The 19152-nt window shown below is 66.6% G+C and carries 14 protein-coding genes; 8 read left to right on the top strand and 6 right to left on the bottom strand.

Going from position 1 to position 19152, the window contains the following annotated elements; genetic code table 11:
• Window positions 1–235 precede the first annotated feature (235 nt).
• Window positions 236–1201, top strand: coding sequence for a helix-turn-helix domain-containing protein (locus IBJ82_RS11915; protein WP_194825930.1), 966 nt, complete (start codon window positions 236–238; stop codon window positions 1199–1201).
• 109 nt (window positions 1202–1310) lie between these two features.
• Window positions 1311–2183, top strand: a complete 873-nt coding sequence (locus tag IBJ82_RS11920) for a nitrilase-related carbon-nitrogen hydrolase (RefSeq protein ID WP_194825931.1) — start codon at window positions 1311–1313, stop codon at window positions 2181–2183.
• A 49-nt stretch (window positions 2184–2232) separates the two neighbouring features.
• Here the strand turns inward: IBJ82_RS11920 and IBJ82_RS11925 are convergent, their stop codons facing one another.
• Window positions 2233–2568, bottom strand: coding sequence for a metal-sensitive transcriptional regulator (locus IBJ82_RS11925; protein ID WP_370585276.1), 336 nt, complete (start codon window positions 2566–2568; stop codon window positions 2233–2235).
• A 133-nt stretch (window positions 2569–2701) separates the two neighbouring features.
• Here IBJ82_RS11925 and IBJ82_RS11930 point away from each other — a divergent pair, with 133 nt between their 5' ends.
• Window positions 2702–3508 (top strand): S-methyl-5'-thioadenosine phosphorylase, encoded by an 807-nt coding sequence (locus IBJ82_RS11930; RefSeq protein ID WP_194825932.1) that lies wholly within the window; start codon window positions 2702–2704, stop codon window positions 3506–3508.
• Here IBJ82_RS11930 and IBJ82_RS11935 read toward each other — a convergent pair whose 3' ends face one another.
• Entirely contained in the window at window positions 3509–4489 is a 981-nt protein-coding gene (locus IBJ82_RS11935) for a GAF domain-containing protein (RefSeq protein ID WP_194825933.1), read from the bottom strand.
• A gap of 104 nt (window positions 4490–4593) precedes the next feature.
• On the opposite strand from IBJ82_RS11935, the gene IBJ82_RS11940 reads away from it, so the two are divergent.
• On the top strand, window positions 4594–5154 hold the full coding sequence (locus tag IBJ82_RS11940; protein WP_194825934.1) for an NADPH-dependent FMN reductase: 561 nt from the start codon (window positions 4594–4596) through the stop codon (window positions 5152–5154).
• A gap of 4 nt (window positions 5155–5158) precedes the next feature.
• Here IBJ82_RS11940 and eccE read toward each other — a convergent pair whose 3' ends face one another.
• Entirely contained in the window at window positions 5159–6802 is a 1644-nt protein-coding gene (gene eccE, locus IBJ82_RS11945) for a type VII secretion protein EccE (protein ID WP_194825935.1), read from the bottom strand.
• A 113-nt stretch (window positions 6803–6915) separates the two neighbouring features.
• Here eccE and eccB point away from each other — a divergent pair, with 113 nt between their 5' ends.
• Window positions 6916–8394, top strand: a complete 1479-nt coding sequence (gene eccB / locus IBJ82_RS11950) for a type VII secretion protein EccB (RefSeq protein WP_194825936.1) — start codon at window positions 6916–6918, stop codon at window positions 8392–8394.
• On the opposite strand, the gene IBJ82_RS11955 is transcribed toward eccB, so the two are convergent.
• The 3 genes from IBJ82_RS11955 to eccD form a co-directional block, all read right to left on the bottom strand.
• The gene (locus tag IBJ82_RS11955; protein WP_194825937.1) at window positions 8391–9158 is read right to left on the bottom strand and encodes a potassium channel family protein; all 768 of its coding nucleotides are present in this window, start codon (window positions 9156–9158) and stop codon (window positions 8391–8393) included. The two genes, eccB and IBJ82_RS11955, sit on opposite strands and share 4 nt — an antisense overlap.
• Window positions 9159–9940: 782 nt before the next feature.
• Window positions 9941–11296, bottom strand: coding sequence for a type VII secretion-associated serine protease mycosin (mycP, locus tag IBJ82_RS11960; protein ID WP_370585277.1), 1356 nt, complete (start codon window positions 11294–11296; stop codon window positions 9941–9943).
• Window positions 11297–11355: 59 nt separating this feature from the next.
• A complete protein-coding gene (gene eccD / locus IBJ82_RS11965) occupies window positions 11356–12822 on the bottom strand; it encodes a type VII secretion integral membrane protein EccD (RefSeq protein ID WP_194825938.1) in 1467 nt (488 codons plus the stop codon).
• A gap of 187 nt (window positions 12823–13009) precedes the next feature.
• On the opposite strand from eccD, the gene eccCa reads away from it, so the two are divergent.
• From eccCa to IBJ82_RS11980, 3 genes are read left to right on the top strand one after another with little or no spacing between them, the layout of a single operon-like run.
• Window positions 13010–17047: a type VII secretion protein EccCa gene (gene eccCa, locus IBJ82_RS11970; RefSeq protein WP_194825939.1), complete on the top strand. Its 4038-nt coding sequence runs from the start codon at window positions 13010–13012 to the stop codon at window positions 17045–17047.
• Window positions 17044–18474 carry a type VII secretion-associated protein gene (locus IBJ82_RS11975; RefSeq protein ID WP_194825940.1) on the top strand — a complete coding sequence of 477 codons (1431 nt, stop codon included), beginning with the start codon at window positions 17044–17046 and terminating at the stop codon, window positions 18472–18474. The genes eccCa and IBJ82_RS11975 overlap by 4 nt, the downstream gene beginning before the upstream one ends.
• Window positions 18471–19034 (top strand): hypothetical protein, encoded by a 564-nt coding sequence (locus IBJ82_RS11980; RefSeq protein ID WP_194825941.1) that lies wholly within the window; start codon window positions 18471–18473, stop codon window positions 19032–19034. The genes IBJ82_RS11975 and IBJ82_RS11980 overlap by 4 nt, the downstream gene beginning before the upstream one ends.
• Window positions 19035–19152 lie beyond the last annotated feature (118 nt).

The raw sequence follows: 19152 nt of genomic DNA on the forward strand, positions 1-19152 counted from the left end.
CACTCAGTAAACACGGCTCTTTCACGTCTACCGGGACACCGCACACCAGTGTGTCGGGCATTGTCTGCGTCCTTCGTATCGGAGCTTGCTGAAAGAGGCTTGCGTAGAGCGGTTTTCCCTGTTCAGAGGAGAATGCAATTGCATATGCAATTGCATTCGAGGGGCGGGGCGAGGGTATTCTTCGGGCGATGCCGCAGTGACGGCAGTGCCCGATTCTCGTTTCTGGAGGTCGCCTGTGGCGAACGAAACGACGACGCTGGAGTTCTCGGCGCCGACACCGCGCAGCGCGGAGTTCGAGCAGTGGGAGGCGTTGATGACGAAGACGTATTTCCCACTCGCACTTGATCCCACGCTGGACGCACCCACGTTCGGCAGGCTCACCAGCAGTGCGTTGCCCGGCGTCGACGACTTCTCGCTGACCGCGCTCGCGGGTGGAAATCAGGAATTCCGGCGCACCAAGAAGCATGTGGCCTGCGCGGACGAGGAATACCTGCTGGTCAGCATTCAGGTCGCCGGAGAGGCCAGACTCACGCAGGACGGGCGCTCGGTGCTGCTGAAGCCGGGCGAGATGACGTTTCTCGACACCGGCCGACCTTCGCTCTGGCACGACAGCGTGTCCTACGAGCAGGTGCTCGTGCGAGTGCCGACACGGCTGCTGCGCCTGCAGCCGGGGCTCGGTGAGGTCCGCATCCCGACCGCCACCGCCATCGCTCCGGGCAGCCCGGCGGGCGTGGTGGCCACCTACTTTCGTGAGCTCGCCCGGGTGCGCGCGCAATCGCCTGCGCAGGCCGACATCCTGGCCAGAAGCGCGCTCGACCTGCTCGGGTCGGCGGTGTTGCTCGCCGCGGGGAGCGAACCTGTCGAGGCGCCTGCCGACGCGCTCAGTCGCGAACACGTCATGGTCTACCTCCGTCAGCGTTGCACCGACCCGCAATTGTCCGTCGACGAGGTGGCGGCGGCCTGCCACATCTCGCGTCGCACACTGTTTCGAATCTTCGGCGGTACCGGCGACAGCCTCAGTACCGCGCTGCGCAGGCTGCGAGTGCGGCATGCGCAGAAACTGTTGGCCCGTAACAGAAGCCACCCACCCGCAGCAGTCGCTTACGCCTCGGGATTCGCCTCCGAACGGCATTTCTATCGGGTGTTCCAGCAGGAAACCGGAATGACGCCCGGCGAATATCGGCACTCGCACCTCGGCTGATCAACGTGGCACCGGTTGTCAGAGGCCTGGCGCGGGAGGACTGTGCGCACGATCGTTGCTGCATCACACTGGATTTCGTTGGGCCAGTGCGGTGCGAGGGGAGATCACGATGTCGATTCGGATCAGGGCGGCAGCGGTACAGGCGGAGCCTGCGTGGCTGCATCTGTCCGCCGGTGTCGCGCAGACGATCGGCTTCATCGAGGACGCAGGCGCCGGTGGGGCGCAGCTCGTTGCATTTCCCGAGGTCTTTCTGCCGGGTTACCCGTGGTGGTTGTGGCTGAACGCGGTCGACTGGGGGTCGGAGTTCCAGTCTCGGTACCTGGCCAATTCGATGACCAGAGACGGCGCCGAGCTGCGGGCCATCGCCGACGCGGCGCAGTGGGCGGGGGTGTGGGTGGTGCTCGGGTTCGCCGAGCGGGCAGGCGACGAGGTCTACATGGCGCAGGCGATGATCGGTCCGGACGGGCAGGTGCGGGTGGCGCGCAAGCAATGGCCGACGCCGCTGGAACGTGAGATCTTCGCCGACGGTGTGGGGCCGACGGTGGTTTACCACACCGAACTGGGCCGGGTCGGCGTCCTGGGGGGAGCCGACCATCTGTGCCCGGGCCGGCGCGTGGACCTGTGGCGGGAGCAGGTCCACGTCGCCGCGTTCTCCGGATTCACCGTGTATCACGAGGTCGGCGACGACCTGATCGCGGTGAACAGCGCGGTCGCCGAGCAGTACGCGCGCGACAACGGGGTCGTGGTGATCGCGCCGACGGCACTCGTGCCGATAACCGGCTGGTCGGTCGTCGACGCGCGGTCGCCGCAGCATCTGCTGCTCAGCGGCGGTGGTGGGGTGGCCAGGATCCTCGGTCCGGACGGTCTCGATCTGGTGCGGCCGTTGCCGCCCGGCAAGTCGGGGCTGCTGTTCGCCGACCTCGTCGTCGACGGGGCAACGAATCCGTGGACCGACGGACAGGACTACATACGGACCGGCTGACGATTCGGCTCGCGTACTCGCCGAGCGTGCCCGAACAGGCTCGGTGGGGTCAGGACCTGACCAGCCGGGCGATCGCGTCGGTGGCCTCTTTGATCTTGGCTTCGGCCTCGGGTCCACCGGCGACCGCCGCATCGACGACGCAGTGCGAGATGTGGTCCTCGAGCAGCCCTATCGCAACCGCCTGTAGTGCCTTGGTCATGGCGGAGACCTGGGTGAGGATGTCGATGCAGTATTTTTCCTCTTCGACCATCCGCTGCAGTCCACGCGATTGGCCCTCGATGCGGCGCAGTCGCTTGAGGTAGTCGTCCTTGGCGGTGATGTAGCCGTGGCCTGCATGGCCCGCGTGTTCGTCGCCGGTCGCGGTGTCGGGGGTGGGTGTTGTCACCGAAGGTCTCCTCGCCTGCCTGGTAGCTCGCGTGGCGAACTAATACCCCCCTAGGGTACAGTTTCGCGGTGAAATTGTCAGATGGCAGTCCCCGGTGCTGCGCGCGGTCGGCCCGGACGGAAGAATCGACGGCATGAGTTCGCTTCCACGGCCCGCACTCGCCGTCATCGGCGGCAGCGGCTTCTATGACTTCTTCGACAACGACGCGATCCACGTCGAGGTCGACACACCGTATGGCGCGCCGAGTGCTCCGGTCGCGATCGGGGAGGTCGAAGGCCGTGCCGTCGCCTTCCTGCCGCGCCACGGCAAGCAGCACGAGTTCGCGCCGCACACCCTGCCCTACCAGGCGAATATGTGGGCGCTGCGCTCGCTCGGGGTGCGCCGGGTGTTCGCGCCGTGCGCGGTCGGCAGTCTGCGCGCCGATTGGGGTCCCGGCAGCGTGGCGGTGCCGGATCAGCTCGTCGACCGGACCTCGGGTCGTCCGCAGACCTACTTCGACGGCGGCGGCGTGCATGTCTCCTTCGCCGATCCCTACTGCGACGATCTGCGCGCCGCCGCGGTGAAGTCGGCGGGTGAGCTTCGTGTCGAGGATCGCGGCACGATGGTCGTCGTGCAGGGCCCGCGCTTCTCCACCCGCGCCGAGAGCCGCTGGTTCGCCGGGCAGGGTTGGGACCTGGTCAACATGACCGGTCACCCCGAAGCAGTCCTCGCCCGTGAACTCGAAATGTGCTACGCCGCAGTCGCTCTCGTTACCGACTTGGACGCCGGTCTCGAGGAGGGCCACGGAGTGCACGCGGTCGACGTGTTCGCCGAGTTCAAGAAGAACCTCGGACCGTTCAAGGAGCTCATGCGTCGCGCGGTCACTGCGGTCGACAGCACCGATGCCTGTGAGCGCTGCCGCGTGCACGTCGGGGTGTCGCTGCCCTTCGAACTGCCCTGATCATCCCGGCGGTGCGGTGACCTGTAACTGAGCGAGGATGAAGGCAGGCGCCGGGCCGCCGTTCGGCAGCGGTGACACCTCGACGTCGACGGTGAACCAGCCACCCGCCTCGGCGGCCAGCCGCAATCCGCTCAGCCCGGCACGCGTGGCACCGGCCAGCACCTCGGCGCGCAGCGCGGCGATTCTCGGGCGGTCGTCGGGATGCGGGACGGTCCGCTCGTCGACCCCGCGCCATGTCAGCCCGGGCACCGGCTCGGTGACCCACCGCACCGCGCGAACCTGCGCGGTGTCGAGGATGACCAGGTACAGGCCGGGCCGGGATTCACGCAGCAACTCGAGCGTCGAGGCTTCGAACGACTTGCGTTGCGGGGCAATGCTGTCGGTGACATCGACGGTGACCCCACGCCACGCGAACTGTCGCTGCTCGCCACCGCCGTTGCGTGCGGCCACCAACAGCGAACGCGGCCCGATCTTCGAATGCACGGTGGCGACTCCCGACCATCGGCTCCGCGGTTCCGAACGGTGCAGCGCGGCAACGAATTCCAGGGCGCGATCGAAGCGCTCGATGCGCTCGAACGGCTCGGCACCGCTGTATTCGACCGGCGCCGAACCGAAGTGGGGTCCGAGACCGGGATGGGTGCGCACGACGCGGGCTCGTGCGTCGACCCGGAACGGAGCGACCCGCAGTTCCTCCGCCGGGACGTCCGGCCCGACCCACACCTTCACCGCGTGCGTGTGCGCATCGGGCCACCGCACCGGCACCGCGCGAAACCGCAACTCCGACCACTGATTGCGCGACTTCGGCAGTACCTCCTCTACCGGCGCACCCGTCTCGTGCGCGGCCGCGATCAACGGCTGCAGCCGAGCAGGAATCGCCCGCTGATACGACGCCCATTCGCGCGGCGTGGTCCCCGCGGTCAGCATCGACCAAGTCTGCGGTGTCCCCAGCGTCTCCACCAACTGCCAACGTCCGATAATCACGTGCGACCCCCTGCGCCCCATGAACGAAACCGACAGCTCTATCGTGCACGAGTCGACCAGCGGCTCCGGGACCGGGGCAGTGCGGTGTCGATAAGCTCGGCGCCATGAACGCACCGCTGCGGTTGGAGATCATCGTCGCCAGTACCCGCCCCGAGCGATTCGCTCCCGTGGTGGCCGGCTGGCTGGTCACCGCGCTCGGCGAGCGGCCGGAATTCGAGGTGGGGGTGCTCGATCTGCGTGATCTGGCACTGCCCGTCGACCTCACCGAAACGCCGGAGGTCGAGGCGTTTCGGGCCAGGTTGGCCGCGGCGGACGCGTTCGTCGCCGTCACCTCCGAGTACAACCACGGCTATCCGGCTTCGCTGAAAACCGCGCTCGACAGCGCCAAGCACGAGTGGCGGGCCAAGCCGATCGGGTTCGTGTCCTACGGCGGGCTGTCGGGTGGGTTGCGCGCGGTCGAGCAGTTGCGTCAGGTGGTCTCGGAACTGCACATGGTCTCGGTGCGCGAATCGGTGAGCTTCGCCCAGGCCAAGCGGCGCTTCGACAAGACCGGCATGACCGACGACGATGCCGCGGTCGATGCGTGCGACCGCATGCTGAACCAATTGAACTGGTGGGGAACCACTTTGCGGGCAGCCCGCACTGTCGAACCCTATCCGGGCTGACCGGTCAGGCGCCGGCCATCGCGCGCTGACCGCGTGGCTGGCCGATGTAGGTCGACTCGCGGGGGATCGACACCAGCGTGAGGTTCACCCTGGTCGTTCCCGTGCGCAGCACGACGCGGTTGCCGATCGCGCCCGGCTGGAAGATCTCCAGGTCGGGGCGCGAAGCGGGCCAGCCGTTCGGATCGCCGGTGAGGTAGATCGTGGTGACACCGGCGTGTGGGGCGGGCGCGAGCACACCGTCGACGACCGTCGCGGTGAAACCCGCGTCGGACTGGTGTGTTTCGACGGCGATGGTCAGCCGCTCCGGATTACCGACGGTTGTCACCAACTGCTCCCAGGCTTGGGCCCGGTCGGTGCGCACCAACACCCGTTCGCCGACGGCCAACGCGCGGAACACCAACTGCTGGGCCAGATACAACTCGCCTGCCACATACACGGTGGAGATGCCGACGCCGACGATCCTGGTGGCGACGCCGTTGCCCTCGTCATCGGAACCGAGCAGCTGCCCGCAGCCCGAAGACGGAAGATGCAGCGCGCCGATGATATCGATCGGGTACTCGATGGTCGGGATCGTGTCGTCCACACCGGGAACCGCGATCGGCAGGTGCGCCAGCAGCGCGTCGCGATGACGGCCGCTCATCGATACCATGCCCTTGGACTTGGTCTTCTCCGGAAGTTCGCGCGCGGTCAATCGCCATGCGGCGCCGACGCTGACGGATTCGGCGTTGCTACCGGGACGCAGCCGTACGGCGACGGTAGTGCCCCGCGACGGCGCGACCCACAGCTGCGCGAGCAGATCCGAACCTAACTGCTTGGGATCCACCGCACTGCCGATATTCACCGCGTTGCCGATCTCGGCGTACTTCCATCGTTGACTCAGCGTGCGCGGGTCCAGACCCGCGGTGATCTGCTGCACGGCCTTGCGGATCTCCGGCGCGGTGAGGATGCGCGCGTTGCAATCGGCGTCTTCGAGCGTGCGCATGATCCGCTGGGTGGCGATGGTGACCGAGCGGGAAGCGCCATCGGTGCCGCCACCGCGACGAGCCGTCGCATCGGGGCAGGCCACCGCGTCGAAACTGATTGCGAGCCATACCGTGCGGTGCGCGGTCGCAGGCAGCGGGCCGAGCAGCGATTCATAGATCGCGCCTGCGGGCGTACCGGACCGGCTGCGGTGGCCGTGGCTGATGATGTCGATCCCGCTGAGCAGGATGTCGTGCTGGTTGAGGCACGCGGCCAATTCGGGCAGCGGCAACAGGTGTGAGGCGTGCACGGCAGTGCGGGCGATCCTGGTCAGCCCGCCGCGCGGCGGCAGCACCTCGACGACGGTGACCACGCGACTGCCGTCCCAGTACAGCCCGAGCGAGCGGCCGTCGGTGTCACGGAAGTCGACGGTGTCGCCGAGCGTGTATTCGCGCTTGCCGGAATACCGGCGAATGGTCGAGATCCAGTCGAGGATGGTGCGCTTGCCGATCGGGATCAGCGGTACCAGTGCCACCGCGATGGCGATGCCGAGTGACGCCAGCGGATCGAGCCCGCAGATCAGCGCGACAACCCCCGCGGTCAGGCCGAGGACCTGCGCAATGAGTAGGTGCGGCAGCGAAATCCGACCGAACAGCGGGCGCGGTCCCGCCCCGGTGAACTCAGCCATTCGTTCCTCCCCCAGGTACCCGATTGTCGATCGACCGATGGCCGAATGCGAACAACTGCTGCCGGGAACTGTACTGTGTTGCCCGGACGAGAGCACTGTTCGGGGGAGGAACCATGCCTTCAAAACCCACAACGCGCTGGCAGGTCAGCGGATACCGCTTCCTGGTGCGGCGGATGGAGCACGCCCTGGTGCGCCGGGATGTGCGAATGCTGCACGATCCGATGCGCGCGCAGACCCGTGCCTACGTGGTCGGACTGGTGCTCGGCATCGTAGTTCTCGCAGGTTGTGGTGTGCTCGCACTGCTGCGCCCGCAGGACAAGATCGGCGACAGCAAGATCCTGATCGCCAAGGAATCCGGCGGCGTCTACGTGGTGGTCGACAATGTCGTGCATCCCGCGCTGAACCTGGCCTCGGCTCGATTGGCGGCCGGTGAAGCGTCCAAAGCGGCGATCGTCAAGGAATCCGAGCTCGGCAAGAAGCCGCGCGGTCAGCTGATCGGCATTCCGGGCGCCCCGTCGTCGATCCTCTACGACAAGGCCGGCAAGGGTCGCACGTGGACGGTGTGCGATCAGCTCAAGTCCGATGGCACAGCGGATCTGACCACGTCGGTGCTGGCCGGTGACCCGAGTCTGGGCGCGAAGGCGTCGAAGGTGGACGAGGGCAAGGCCATGCTCGTGAAGGGCAAGGACGCTACCTACCTGGTGTACGACGGCAAGCGTGCCCGCGTGAAGATGGACGATCCGGCTGTCACCCACGCGCTCGGCATCACCGGCGTCACTCCGCGTCCCATCAGCGAGGGCCTACTCAACGCCATTCCCGAAGTGCTGCCGCTGATCACCCCGACGATCGCCAATCCGGGTGGCACACCGGCTTACAACGTGAGCGGCCACAAGATCGCTGACGTCGTCCAGGTCTTCAACGAGCCCAACCAGAACTACGTGGTGCTCCAGGACGGGCTGCAGGAGATTTCGGCGCTGACCGCCCAGATCATCCGCAACTTCTATCCGACGATGATGAATGGCACGACCATTCAGTCGACCGACCGAACCTACGCGACCATCGTGCGGTCGTTGAAGGTGCAGGACTACCCGCGTGACCGGCCGACGTTGATCGCCGCCAAGGACCAGCCCGTCAGCTGCATGTCGTGGAAGCCGATCGCGGGCGCCACCGACAACACCGACGCGACCGCTCGCGCCGAGCTGACCTTGCTCACCGGCATCGATCTGCCGATCCCGGACAAGGCGAAGATGGTCGATCTCGCGCAGGCCGACGGCGCGGGCCCCAACGCCGACACGGTCTTCATCCCGCCCGCCTCGGGTGCCTACGTGCAGTCCACCGGCATCGAACCGAACAGTCGCCGCAAGGACAGCCTGTTCTACATCGCCGACACCGGCGTCCGTTTCGGCATCAAGAACGCCGACGCGGTCAAGGCACTCGGCCTCGATCAGGTCACCGCCGAACCGGCGCCGTGGCCGATCGTCGGACTGCTCGCGGGTGGGCCGACCATGGGTCGGGAAGAGGCGATGGTCGCGCACGACGGTGTCGCACCGGATCCCTCGCCCGCCAAAAAGCCTGTCGCCGCGGCGAATTAGTCGGGCGGGGTCGTCGGCCTTCCGCAATCGGAGCGGAGTTCGGCGACCTCGATCCGTAAGGCTTTGACCTCGTCGACCAGTTCGCTGAGCATGCTCTCCGCGCGGTCGGCGGCGTCGTCGACGGTCTTGAGTTGTTCGACGACCCAGCTGGTCATGGTGCCGATGGCGAAGGAGATCAGGCCGATCCCCAACGTCATCAGGACAAGTGAGACCAGTCGGCCCTCGGTGGTCACCGGGTAGACGTCGCCGTAGCCGACCGTCGTCACCGAGACCGCCGACCACCACAGGGCGTCGCCGAAGGTCTCGATCTTGGAGTCGGGTGCGCCGTATTCGGCGTCGAAGAAGGCCAGGCTCGACAGCAACAGGATCAGCACGGAACTGGTGGCCACGAAGGTCACCAGGCGCGTGCGCGGGTGCGTCGCGCGGTTGAGGGCGTCGAGCAGCAGCAGCGAAGCCCGCAGCAGGCGCAGTGGACGAAACGGTGGCACGAGCACGACCAGCAGGTCGAGTGGATGTTTGCGGACGAAGCGCAGCCGGTCGCCCGACAACCACAGCCTGACCACGAAATCGATCAAGAACACCGCCCAGATCGCGATATCCGCCAGTACGAGGCTGGTATCGAGCCGCGGTGAGACCTCGGTGTCGAGCACCCGCCACGCGTACATGATCACGAATACCACCGCGAGCACCATCAAGGGCAGATTGGTCGCGCGCTCCCACCGCTGTCGGCGGGTGAGTGGACGTTCGGTCGTTGACGAATTCATGCGGCTACCTGGGTCGACGGTGCTCAGACCAAGAGACCGTACCCTGCTCTTCGGTAGAGCCGGTCAGGGAATGTCGAAGGACATCCCGAACGTGGGGCCGATCGGAACGAAGCGAGGACGCCAAGGATCACGATGAGACCGATCGCGCCGAACACACTTCCGACGGGTGGCGCCGACAGGGAGAGCTTGTCGGCGTTGGGCTCGCGATGGTGTGACGGCCGACGATTCCGCACAGGTACGCATCGACAGCAGCCGGACAAGTGTGATCTGGTTCATATTTTTCGTTTGGGTCGATATGGAACCGGAGTCGTCCGGCCTGCGTCCAATCAGTATGTAAGCCAACGAGACTCGCATGCCAGTGAAAGCAAACAGGACGCTGAGGGCTGGCATGGGTGGAAAAAATCTGAAGGGGTATATGCCCCATCAGTAACCGGAAGGCAGGGGAGAGAATGAACTTCAAGATGCGTGCCCGAGTGGCGCTTGTGGCGGTAGCCGTCGCGGCTGGGGGGATTAGCGTTGCCAACTCGGGGATTGCGGTCGCCGACCCCACTGGAGTGTTGTATCCGTCCGAAGAAGCATGTCAGATGGCGAAACCCGCTCGCAAAGCCTCCACCGATCCGATCTACAACTGTGAGTACACGGGCAATGGAACATGGCGAATGAATACTTGGTAGTTCTGCCAAACTGACTCGGAGCTTATCGGCTGCATGGAACCGATAAGCTCCGAGTCGATTCGTGTTGGGGCGGACCCACCGCCATACTGTGTGCTTCGGTCAAGATGGTCAGAGATCGTCGACCGACATCCCGAACCTACGGCGGATCGGGAACGACGCAAGCACACCGAGGACCAGGATCAGGCCGATCGCACCGGAACCGATCAGGGCCACATTGCGCGCGGTGTTGTCCGCGGGCGGGGGCGGTGCGGGCACCGGCAGTTGCAGGCTGCGCGCCGGGCTTGCCTGCTTCGGCGGAAGTTCTCTCGGCACCTCGTTGGTTAGCGCCGCGACAGGATCGACTGCGCCGTAACCGATGTATGGATTCCAGCCCTCGGCGGGTGCGTGGGCCGTGGCCTGTAGCCGCTGGATGACCTGTCTGGCGGTCAGATCAGGGAACCTGTCGCGTATCAGGGCGGCGACACCGGCGACATAGGGCGAGGCGAAACTCGTTCCGCTGTAAGCCATGTACTTGCCTTGGTTGTCGTACTTGCCGTCGGAGATACCGGTGGTCCTGGCGTCGAGCGAGGTGATGCCTTCGCCGGGTGCGGCGATGCCGACCCACGGACCGGGCACAGAGAACGAAGATGGTGCGCCGTTGGCGCCGATGGCGCCGACCGACAGCACGTAATCGTCGTACCAGGCGGGATTTACGTATGTCCGGACCGTGCTCCAGAGATCCTGTGCCGGCTTGAGCGGGTCGGTGCCGGGATTGCCTGACTTACAGTTGTTATCGGTATTGCCCGCCGCGCTAATAATCACCGCGTCCTTTTCGACCGCCGCATATTGCACCGCCGCACCGAGGGCACGGAACGACGGCTCATTCGCTGGGGAACTAGGCAAGCACGAGACCAGTGAGATGTTTATTATTCGGGCGCCGAAGTCTGCCGCCCGCCGGATCGCGCTCGCGAGCGAGGAGACCTTGCCGTAGCCCTCGGGGAAGTCGTCGGGTCCCTTGTTCCGCCCGGCGCCCTCGGACTGGTAGAGCGAGCTGGTCTGGCGAATGCTGAGGATGCGGGCCTCGGGCGCGACACCGGAGAAGCCCTGGTTGTCGATCTTGGTCGCGCCGATGATTCCGGCGACGACGGTGCCGTGCACGTCGCAGTCCTCGGTGCCGTTGCCACCGGCGGCCACGTAGTCGCCGCCTGCCCACAGATCGGGCAGACGGGGGTGCGGCTCCACACCGGTGTCGATTACCGCGACGAGTTGTCCTGCGCCACGCGAGAATTCCCACGCCCGTTCCAGATCGAGAGAGCGCTGGCTGGGAGGAATCACCGCCAGCGCGGTGCTCGCCTGGGTGCGGAAGCACAGTCCGTTGGCGCCACTGCCGCGCTCGGTCTTGTCCGGCGGCGCGGCGGGATCACCCGCGGGCAACATTCCGGGGTCGATCGCGGGCGGCCGATCAGCGAAAGCCGTTCCGCTCACACCGAATCCGGCGTTCAGGCCGACGACAAGTGCAACGGCCGTCAGTCGAAAGCCGAGCCTCACAGCCCGCGAACCAGCGAGTAGAGATCGGCGACCCAGAACACCAGCGGCAGCACCGCGGCGACGAACGCGTACTCGAGCAACTCGACGGCCCGGCGCATCGGCGGTGTCGCGGACTGGTTCGGCACGATCAAGCCCATCACCAGCGCCGAGATCAGAATCACCAGTGCGGCGCCGAAAACGACCAGGGGCTGGCGCATTTCGAGCGCGACGCCGATCAGCATCATCAGCACGATCGCCGAGCCACCCGCGATCAACACGATGGCCTGCTCGGCGCCCGCGTAGGTGCGGCTGCGGAACATCAGCACCACCGCGCACACCAGCGCCAGCGAGATACCGGGCCAGTAGGGATCTTCGGCGCCGGCGTTGATCGCCAGCAGCGCGCCGACGACGGTGACCAGCGTGGTCGCGCTGACCAGGCCGGCGAGGTAGTTACGGGCCCGCTCCGACCGCGCGCGCAGGGCGTCGAGAGTCGGCAGGGCGCGGTGGTCGTCCGGGTCGTCCTCGGTCGGGTCGATCGGGGTGCCGGGGGAGGGGACCGGTGGCAACGGCAGCTTGGCCAGCAGCATCGAAACACGCGGTGAGAGTGAGAGTCCCGCCAAACCGAGCGCGGCGACGACAGCGCCGATCGCCTTGACCGGCTGATCGGTGAGCAACCCCACCAGGGCGGCGGGCACGCCGAACACCGAGACGGTGGCTGTCCCGATGAACAGCGCAAGCCCGATGCCGGTGACCCGCCAGGCGAGCACCGCGATGGAGCCGAGCAGTGCGAATCCGAGCAGCAGATGCGCCGCGCCGTAATGATCGGGGACCAGCAGCATGCCGCCGGTGAACGCGGTCGGCAGCGCACAGCCGCCGAGGACGAGCGCGGCCGAGGTGTCGCGGTACATACGGCTCAGCACCGTGCCCGCCACCACGCAGAGGATCGCGACGAACAGCGCCAGCGACCCGGAAACCCAGAACGGCAACGCATCCGGCGCGGCCAACAGACCGAAGCAGCCGACCAGCATGGTGAGCGCGGCGAGTACCGAACCGGTGATGCGGGCCGTCTTCGGCGTCCAGCTGCGGTAGTGCTCGGCGTCGGCGACCGCCACGTTGTACATGATGTCGTCGAACAGGGGCGTCGGCGCCGCGTGCGAAGCGCTCTCCAACATGAGCAATTCGCCGTCGCGCACGCCTTGTTCGCCGAGGCTCAGCGAATTCGAGAACGGTGGGTGGCCGATGCGCGCGAGCACCCATTCGGCGGGTTCGTAGCGTTCGCCGTCGTTGTCGAAATCATTCGAGCGGCTGTGCTGCGCGACCATGTCGACCACGCTGGGAATGACGAGAGCGACCGGTACATCGACCGGAATAGCCATGTCTACCTGCGTGTGCTTGGCCAGGATGGTTACTCGGGCAAGGTCCGGCGCGCGCACGATGCCGCGCGCGGAGTCCTCTTCCACATGATCGAGTCGCGCGTGCGTCAAAACTCCCCCAGTTCCGTCTCTACCTCGTGTTTCCGCTCGACCGCTCTTAACGGTCGACAGTTTGCGGAACCCACCGTTCGGACAGCAGAATGCCTGACGAACCATACGACATGTCGGCCGCGACCTCTACACTGAGCCCGTCGCGACGACAGATGAGCGAGTAGTCAAGCAGGGGGAGTCTTCGACCATGAGCACCGTCAGGTTCCAGCGCCGTGCCCGGCGCGAGATGCCGCGTACACCGGGTGGCGAGGTCACGTTGCAGCCGCCGCCGGAGATCCCGCGGATCACCCCGGGCAGCCTGCTGATGAAGCTGATGCCCGTCGTGATGGTGGTCGGCATGGTCGGCATGATGGCGCTGATGTTCACCCAGGGCAGCGGCATGCTGTCCAACCCGATGTCGATGATGTTCCCGATGATGATGATCATGTCGATGGTCACCATGTTCGGACAGGGTGGCGGCAAGGGCGCGAAAGCCGCTGAGGCCAACGAGGATCGCAAGGACTACCTGCGCTATCTCGATCAGGTTCGTAAAGATGTCGACGAGACCGCCAAGCAGCAGCGTGCCGCCGTCGAGTGGAGCCACCCCGAACCCGGCTTGATCTGGATGCTCGCGGGCACCAGCCGGATGTGGGAGCGCCGCTCCGGCGACAAGGATTTCTGCCACGCGCGCATCGGCCTCGGCGGCCAGCGCCTGGCGACCAGGCTGGTGGCCCCGGAAACCGGCCCGGTCGAAGAACTCGAGCCCATCGCCGCGGTCTCGCTGCGCCGCTTCGTACGCGCGCATTCCACGGTTCCCGACCTACCCACCGCCATCGCGGTGAAGGGCTTCGGCACCGTCGCCCTCGACGGCGACCGCGCCCAGGCGCGCGACATGACGCGCGCGATGTTGTTGCAGCTGTGCATGTTCCAGGCGCCCGACCAGGTGCTCGTCGCCGTGGTCTGTGGCCCGGACACCGCGCGCGAGTGGGAGTGGACCAAGTGGCTGCCACACACCCAGCACCCCGAGGTGCAGGACGGCATCGGCACCCAGCGCATGTTCTACGGCTCCATCCGCGAGGCCATGAGCGGGCTGCATCCGCTGCTCGGCAACCGGGTGCGTTACTCGCGTAACCAGCCGAACAACCCGAACATGGTGCACGTGGTGATCGTCGTCGACGGCGGTCTGCTCGAGGCCGAGGACGACCAGCTGCGCGAGTCCGGGTTCGAGGGTGTCACCATCATCGACCTGTGCAATTACGCACCGCGCCTTGCTGTTTCGCGTGGCATCAAGATGGTCGTCGAAGACGGCGAGTGCCTCGGTCGCGGCGCCACCGGCAACCAGGAACGCTTCGCCACCATCGACCGCGTCAGCGCCGAGCAGGCCCAGCAGCTCGCCCGCAGGCTCGCGCCCTACCGCGCGGCCACCCAGCGCAGCAGCGACGTCGAGACCGACGAGACCGAGACGATCTCCACCTGGTCGCAGCTGATGAGCCTGGGCGATATCGGCAACTTCAACCCGGCCAGCGCGTGGCGTCCCCGCTACGGCCGCGAGCGTCTGCGCGTGCCGTTCGGCATCGGCGCCGATGGTGCCCCGGTGGAACTCGACATCAAGGAAGCCGCCGAGAACGGCATGGGCCCGCACGGCCTGTGCATCGGCGCGACCGGTTCGGGTAAGTCGGAATTCCTGCGCACCCTGGTGCTCAGCCTGCTCGCCACCCACTCACCCGACCAGCTCAACCTGGTCCTCGTCGACTTCAAGGGTGGCGCGACGTTCCTGGGCCTCGACGGCGTTCCGCACGTCGCCGCGGTCATCACCAACCTCGAAGACGAAGCCGACCTCGTCGACCGTATGAAAGACGCGCTGGCCGGCGAGATGAACCGCCGCCAGGAAGTTCTGCGTCAGGCGGGCAACTTCGCCAACGTCTCCGAATACGAGAAGGCCCGCGCCGCGGGCGCCGACCTGGACCCGCTGCCCGCGCTGTTCGTCGTGCTCGACGAATTCTCCGAACTGCTCACCCAGCACCCCGACTTCGCGGAACTGTTCGTGATGATCGGTCGACTCGGCCGCTCGCTACAGGTCCACCTCCTGCTCGCCTCGCAGCGTCTGGAGGAAGGCAAGCTCAAGGGCCTGGAATCGCACCTGTCCTACCGCATCGGCCTGAAGACCTTCTCCGCCAACGAGTCCCGCCAGGTCCTCGGCGTCCCCGACGCCTACAACCTGCCGAGCACCCCCGGTGGCGGTTACCTGAAATCCGACTCGGGCGAGATCCAGCGCTTCCAGGCTTCGTACGTATCGGGCCCGTATGTGGGTGGTGGATCGGCGCGCGAGGTCACCAGCGCCGGCATCGTCGGCGGCGAAATCGATGTCAACGCACGGCCTTTCGCTGCGACCCACGTCGGTTTCCGTGCGGCGGACCGGGTGCCGCTGCCGGTGGAAGCCGAGTTCGAGCCGGAGCCGCTCGGCGACGAGAACGAGCAGATGTCGAACCTGAACATGTTGGTCTCGCGGATCGCGGGCCACGGCAGGCCCGCCCACGAGATCTGGCTGCCGCCCCTCGATGAGGCGCCGACCATGGACCAGCTCGTGCCGCGCTCGATCCTCACCGGCGAGTACGCCGCGATCGCCACCCTGCGTGCCCCCATGGGCATCGTCGACCGCCCCTACGACCAGCGCCGCGACCCGTTCGTCGTCGACCTGTCGGGTTCACGAGGCAACGTCGCGATCGTGGGTGGTCCGCAGTCGGGCAAGTCGACCGCCCTGCGCTCGATGATCATGGCGATGGCATTGACGCACACCGCCGAACAGGTGCAGTTCTACTGCCTCGACTTCGGTGGCGGCACGATGACCAGCCTGCTCGGCCTGCCGCACGTCGGTTCGGTGGCCAGCCGTCTCGACGAGGATCAGGTCCGGCGCACCGTCGCCGAGATGACCACGATCGTGCGCACCCGTGAGGCGAAGTTCCGTCAGCTCGGCATCGAGTCGATGGTCGAGTTCCGGCGACTGCGTTCGATGGATCCGGCGTCGAGCCCGGCTGCCGCGGGCGCGCACGAGGATCCGTTCGGTGACGTGTTCCTGGTGATCGACGGCTACGGCTCGATCCGCCAGGATTTCGACGCACTCGAGCAGGTCATCATGAACCTTGCGGTGCAGGGTCTTTCGTATGGCGTGCACGTGGTGATCGCACTCGCGCGCTGGGCGGAAGCTCGTCCCGCGCTCAAGGACCAGATCGGCACCCGTATCGAGCTCCGCCTCGGTGACCCGATGGATTCCGACCTCGGTCGCAAGTTCGCGTCGTTGGTTCCGCAGGGTCGGCCGGGTCGCGGTATGACCGCCGAGTGCCTGCACATGCTCACGGCATTGCCGCGGATCGACGGTTCCGCCGATCCGTCGAACCTTGGTCAGGCTGTGTCCAGCGCCGTCGAGACGATCGCTCGGATGACACCGGGACGTCCCGCACCGCAGGTCCGCATGCTGCCCGATAGTCTGCCCCGCGAACAGCTGCTGTACCTGGCGGGCAACTGGCCCTCGCGGGTCGATCCGGCGACCAAGTGCCTGCGTATCCCGATCGGTATCAACGAGGCCGAGCTCGCTCCGGTCTACATCGATTTCGCGGAGAGCCCGCACTTCATCATCATCGGCGACTCCGAGTCGGGTAAGACCACGCTGTTGCGCTCGATCATCGAGGGCATCGCCGCGTCGAACTCCCCGAACGAGGCGCGGTTCATCGTCGGCGACTACCGCCGTTCGATGCTGGGCATCATTCCTGAGGGCTACCAGGCCGGATACGGTTCCACCGCACCGCAATTCACCCAGAACATGGCCGACCTCGCGGCCTATGTCGCCAAGCGGACCCCAGGTCCCGAGGTGACGCCGCAGCAGTTGCGTGAGCGTTCTTGGTGGACCGGCCCTGAGCTGTATGTGCTCGTCGACGACTACGACCTGGTCGCCACCTCATCGGGCAACCCCGTCTCGGCGCTCGTGGAGCATCTGCCGCACGCCCGAGACCTCGGTTTCCACCTGATCATCGCTCGTCGCTCCGGTGGCGCCAGCCGCGCCATGTACGAGGCGACGCTGGCGCGGATGAAGGACCTCGGTTCGGCCGCGCTGGTGATGAGCTGCAGCAAAGACGAAGGCGTCATGGTCGGTACCACCCGTCCCGGCCCCAAGCCCGCCGGGCGCGGCACCTTCGTCACGCGTAATACCGAGGGCCTGGTCCAGACCGCGTGGATGCCGCAAGCGGAATGACCGTCGTCGAGCTCGTTGTCAGCGAAGCCAAGGTGTGGGCGCGTGGCGCCACCACCCATTGGGATGTCGCGCCGTCGGTGGTGTTGGGCAGCAACGGTTCCGATCTCGTCGTCGGTGAGCCGCTGACCCCGCCCACCCAGGCGGTGTCGGTGGTGCAGTACCTGGCAGGCGGCGTGATCGCGTTGCCGCCTCGGATGCCGACGGTGGGCCAGGCCGTGTCCGCGGTGCTCGGGGCGATCATGGACACCCTGCGCGTCACGCCATTGTGTGAGCGGATCGTCGTCGTGCACCCCACCTCGTGGGGGCGGCCCGAGCTCGACCTGTTCGGTACCGCGGCGCAGCAATTCACCCATGAGGTTGTCTTCGAGACCTGTGCGCTGCGTGCGTCGGCGGTCGACGTCACCGCCAGCCGTAGCCGCCGCACCGCGATCATCGAGTTCGGCATGTTGTCGACCTCGGCCTCGTCGGTCATCTACGACACGAACGGCACTCATGTCGAGGCGGTCGAGGTCGAACCCAACCTCGCGGCCTCGGAACTCGCCGGCGAGGACGGCTTCGGCCAGCTCGCGGCGCTTCTGGGTCGCCTGCTTACCGACCGCCCGGCCGACGTCGTACAGGTATTCGGCACGACCGATCCTGCGGTACTGGACGCGGTCAGACAGGTCGTCGAAAGTGTGTGCGGTGCAGGGGTAACCGTAAGTCCACTGACGGGCACGGACCTCGCCCGCCCGACCCAGAAGACCCCGGCCTACACGCCGAACATTCCACCGGCGGCCGAGTGGATGCAACCCCTGCGCGAACGCGCCGCGGCCACCAATCCGGTCGACCGTCGTCCCCTCTACATCGGCGCCGCGGCCCTGGTCGCTGTCGTTGCCGCGGCGGCTGTCGGCGGCTTCTTCTTGTTCGGCTCCGGTGATCAGGAAGCGACCGCCGCCGTCGCGACCGCCGCCGTGCCGACAACCATCAGTTCCGCGCCTCTGCCCACGTCGTCGAAGCCGAAGCCGAAGCCTTCCACCGAAACAGTCGGTCGAGTCGTCGTAGAAGTCCCCGCGGGCTGGCATCGCACCACCGCCACCGATGCTCGTGCCGACCTCGTCCCCGACGATGCCGCCCGCCATCGCATCACCATCACCCAGAAACCGGTCACTGCCGGGGCGGGCTACGACGATGTCGCCGCCGACCTCGCCGCCCAAATCGCCAAGAAACCCGCAGGCACAGTCACCCCTGTCCGCCGAGACGTAGTCTTCGCAGGCCGCCCCGGCCTCTCCTACGAAGAACGCCCCGCCGATGGTTCAACCGTCCGCTGGCAGGTGCTGGTCGAACGCGGCGTCCAAGTCAGTGTGGGCTGCCAATACGCCGAAAATGGTTGGGCCGGTGTGATGTCCGCTTGTGAGCAGGTTGTCGGAGCCGTCCACGTCGGGCCATGATCCGCACTTTCCTCATCGCACTGTTGGCATCGTGCATCCTGGCCTGCACCCCCGCAGACCTGACGATTTCGAACGCGCCCTCGTGCCCGGCTGACATTGCCTTCGCCACCACCACCCACTCGGCCGGTTTCACCATCCACGCACCACAGCCCCCGGGCTGGTCGACCCGGCCGGTCGAAGGTGGCGGTCTCGTCCTCCACCGTTTCGAGGCGGCCATCGAAGGCGCCGACCCACCCTTCGGCATGGCCACGGTCACCGTCGCCACCTTCAGCCCCGCGAATACCGCCGATGCCGCGAGCAATACCCTCCGAATCCTCCGTCCCAACGAATCCGACTGGCACCGAACACGTTCCGAAGAGGTACAGATCTGCGGCAACACCGCCCACCTCACCACCGGAACCACCGCCGACTCCCACCACGACTACCTGGAATTCGCCTATCCGCTGGGCGACAAGTTCTACCCCATTCAAATAGCCACCCAGCCCCCCGTCGCCAACGTCGCCCGCTATCGGGCAGACCTGGACGCGATTCTGAGCGGTGTGCGAATCAGCGCTATGTAGGCATCTCCCGTGCGCATCCGGAGATCGGGCGGATTTTCTCGATTCGGGTTCGGCGGTGTGCGCAAGTACGCTCGCAGCGGGTCGCCTGCGCATCGGGTGCGCCCTGTGAAATGGGAGG

Source organism: Nocardia sp. XZ_19_231 (assembly GCF_015355705.1).
GTDB lineage: Bacteria > Actinomycetota > Actinomycetes > Mycobacteriales > Mycobacteriaceae > Nocardia > Nocardia salmonicida.